Source organism: Citrifermentans bremense R1 (assembly GCF_000426865.1).
Lineage (GTDB): Bacteria > Desulfobacterota > Desulfuromonadia > Geobacterales > Geobacteraceae > Geomonas > Geomonas bremensis.
The window spans coordinates 1-3144 of sequence record NZ_AUGE01000070.1 but is presented as its reverse complement, the minus strand read 5'-3'; the positions used below and the strand labels follow the sequence as shown (position 1 = coordinate 3144).

Sequence of the window (3144 nt, the reverse complement as noted above, 5' to 3'; positions counted from 1 at the left end):
CACTTCGTGAAGAAGGCGATCCCCTGGGTTCAGGCAGGCGGCAGCGTCAACCCGGGCTGGAACTGGGTCACAGTCCTCGATAACGCCACCATCCAACCCGATCCGGCCTATGCCAACAGCGTGATGAAGCTGTTCCTGGACGACGTCGTGATAGCTACCAGCTACAGCGGTCCTCCCCCCGCTCCGACCAACATGAGCGCACAGGGGGTTACCGACACCTCGATAAAGCTCAGCTTCCAGGGAGGCAGCAACGGCACCACGTTCCAAACCGACGGCTACCGCGTCTATTACGGGACCAGTCCCGGTAGCCTCACCACGGTGCTGAACCTGCCGCCGGGCGCGACGGAGACGACCATCGGCGGCCTTTCCCCCCAGATCCGCTATTACTTCGCCGTCACCGCCTACAACCGCGGTGCTGCCGATGTCAGTGACAACGAGAGCGTGAGGGCTACGGCAAGCGCAGTAACGGTGGATACCATGGCCCCGGCGCTAACCTTGGCCCCCGTACCGTCAAGCACCAAAAACAAGGTCCTTTCCCTGTCCGGCACCGTCTCCGACACCGGAGGCTTGGCCTCGGTGACGGTCAAGGTGGGCGCTCTTGCCGCCGCATCGGCGACCGTCGACGGCGATGGCAACTGGAGCTACACCGTCTCCTCTCTCAGCGAAGGGGGGAACAGCATCACCGTTACCGCGACTGATTACTCCGGCAATGCGACCAGCGTCTCGGCCGCCATTCTCCTTGACACGGTGGCTCCCACCCTGACCATGGCCCCGGTGGTTACCCCCACCATACTCACCTCCCAGCAGATCTCAGGGACGGTCTCGGACCATGGGGGGGTGGCCTCGGTGCTGGTGCAGGTCGGGGGAGGGGAAAAAAAGGCCGCGGTCCTATCCGGCAACGCCTGGAGCTATGAGGTAACCGGGCTGCAGCCGGGCCAGGCCACCCAGGTCGGGGTAACCGCGATTGATACCGTCGGCAACGAGAGCACCATCTCGGTTGCCACCATGGCCTCGATCGGCGTGCTGCAGGCGGGAGATCTCTCCGGCGACTCGACCGTCGGGGTTGATGACGCCCAGACCGCCATGCAGATGGCGGTGGGCATCAAGAAGCCGGACCTGGGGCAACTGCAGCGGGGGGACCTCGCTCCCATCATCCAGGGGGTCCCAAGGCCTGACGGCGTCATAGACACCGGAGACGCCGTGGTCATCCTGGGGATCATCACCGGCGTCGTCAAATTCTGATTCGATACGAGGTAGCTGTCATGAGATTTTCCGCCGCTTTTACGGCATTTATATTACTGACCCTTATCTGCTCCGGTTGCGGGGGAGGTGGCGGCGATGCCGCAGCACCCTTGCAGTTTCAGCCCACCCCCGCCAACAGCGTGATCATCAAGAGCGCGGGGCCTGCCACCACCCTGTACGGCGTCCAGTTCACGCTGCAGTTTCCCACCGGCGTCACCCTGGCTACCCCCGGTGGAGGCGTCGTCGCCCAAGGAGTGCTCACCCCGTCAGGCGGGGGCGCCGGGAGCAGCGTCAGCGCCTACTACGACTCCGGCGCTACGCCGCAGACGGTCACCGTTTCAGTTACCAACTCGTCCGGTTTTCAGGTGGGCCAATTCCTCACCATAGCCACCCAGGTCGCCCCGGGAACCACCCTGGTCCCCGGCAACCTGGTGCTGACCCAGTTCAAGGCCTACGACAGCGTCGCCAGCGGCACCGTCGACACAGCCATAACCGGCGAGGTTTCCGCACCATAGAGGCCCCATCAGCCGGTCTGGGAGTGTTACCAACTCCCCTGGGTCAGGCAGCTTTTCCCGTTGCTGCGCTTTTTTCGCGATCCGCGCCGCGGGGCCTTTTTCACCCCCTCCAGGTAGGGCCATCCGGCGGCGCAGCAGTGGCTGGAAAGGCAGGCGCGGAAAAAACCTTTACACGGTCGGCATGCCTATGGCAGAATGCCTACGTCTTTTGGCGGCATCGCCGGTTCCGTATCGGGCTGTTTTATCGTCGTTTATCTGTTCACCTCGAAGGTTTCTGCGTTAAAAGACGGTAACTGTTCTTTTTTTTACACCATAGATATACGAGAATACTAAACCACCCGCGAGGGTGGGGCGGAAAGCCCACAGGGTCTCACCGAGACAGCCGGGATGCCGAACTATCCGAAACATGGGTCACGGCTTCCTGGCTTTTTTCGTTCACTTCCTCCAAACGTCCGGTTGCCGAAATGTTCCTGTTTCGGTACCGGCTTTTTTAGTGCCCGCAAATGCACCCAAACCGGTCTCCGCAGTTGTTGAATCCCTGAACATTAGCTTCCTTCGTGTTCATCGCTGGTACAAACAAGGCGAGAGGCCGTTTTGAATGCCGACGAACAAAACTCCGTGGTTTAAGCGTGTTACGATATTTTTCACTTGATCAGGTTTATGGCACAGGCAGTGCAAAAAAGGTCTGCAGACTGGTTGAGTGGAACTAAATAGGACAGGAGGAGGTAAAAAACTGACATTGTAATTTAAGTTACAGAACTAATTCGAATAAAAGCTGATACTGCAGCAACAAAAACCAGATAACGACAATACTAAACCATCCGCGAGGGTGGGACGGAAAGCCCAAGGGTCTCCCTGAGACAGCCGGGTCGCCGAAATATCACAAAGAGTACTTTTCTCTGATATCACAGGTGGCACGGTTTTTTTGTGCCTGAAACTTAACAGCATCTAGCAGCAGCAGGTACACGACAATACTAAACCACTCGCGAGGGTGGGACGGAAAGCCCAAGGGTCTCACAGAGACAGCCGGGTCGCCGAAATACCTCACAAGGAATTGGGAGGTTATGATGAATCGATGGACCACGTACAAAGCACTTCTGGTAGTTGTCTGCCTGTCGCTGATGATGCCGCTTGCCGGTTTTGCGCAAGTCATCTTCAACGACAGCTTCGACGCCAGCCCCGACTGGCAGTCCGCAGAAAACTACTCCCCGACAGCAAACGCAGCCTGGCCTAACACCTGGGCAGACCGCCCCGGCGGCCCCGTACAACCCCCTCCGCCCAACTGGACCTCGTACCGCGCAGCGGTCCCCAAACGCGACAACAAGGTGAAGACCTTCGTCCTTAGCGCCGAAGCTGCGCGCAACCCCGGCGGCAAAGGGATGACCTA

3 protein-coding genes and 3 riboswitches are annotated in these 3144 nt (G+C 59.5%); all 3 genes read left to right on the top strand.

Annotation, left to right across the window (positions count from 1 at the left end; all coding sequences use genetic code 11):
- Positions 1–1242 (top strand): fibronectin type III domain-containing protein (locus K419_RS0118760; RefSeq protein WP_026842885.1); only part of this gene is annotated, 1242 nt, incomplete at its 5' end.
- Between the two features lie 20 nt (positions 1243–1262).
- Positions 1263–1757, top strand: coding sequence for a hypothetical protein (locus K419_RS0118755; protein WP_156912255.1), 495 nt, complete (start codon positions 1263–1265; stop codon positions 1755–1757).
- A 318-nt stretch (positions 1758–2075) separates the two neighbouring features.
- Positions 2076–2152, top strand: a riboswitch (cyclic di-GMP riboswitch).
- Between the two features lie 406 nt (positions 2153–2558).
- Positions 2559–2634: riboswitch (cyclic di-GMP riboswitch) on the top strand.
- Between the two features lie 86 nt (positions 2635–2720).
- Positions 2721–2796: riboswitch (cyclic di-GMP riboswitch) on the top strand.
- Positions 2797–2821: 25 nt separating this feature from the next.
- A partial coding sequence (locus K419_RS22460; protein ID WP_035497581.1) for a hypothetical protein occupies positions 2822–3144 on the top strand: 323 nt, incomplete at its 3' end.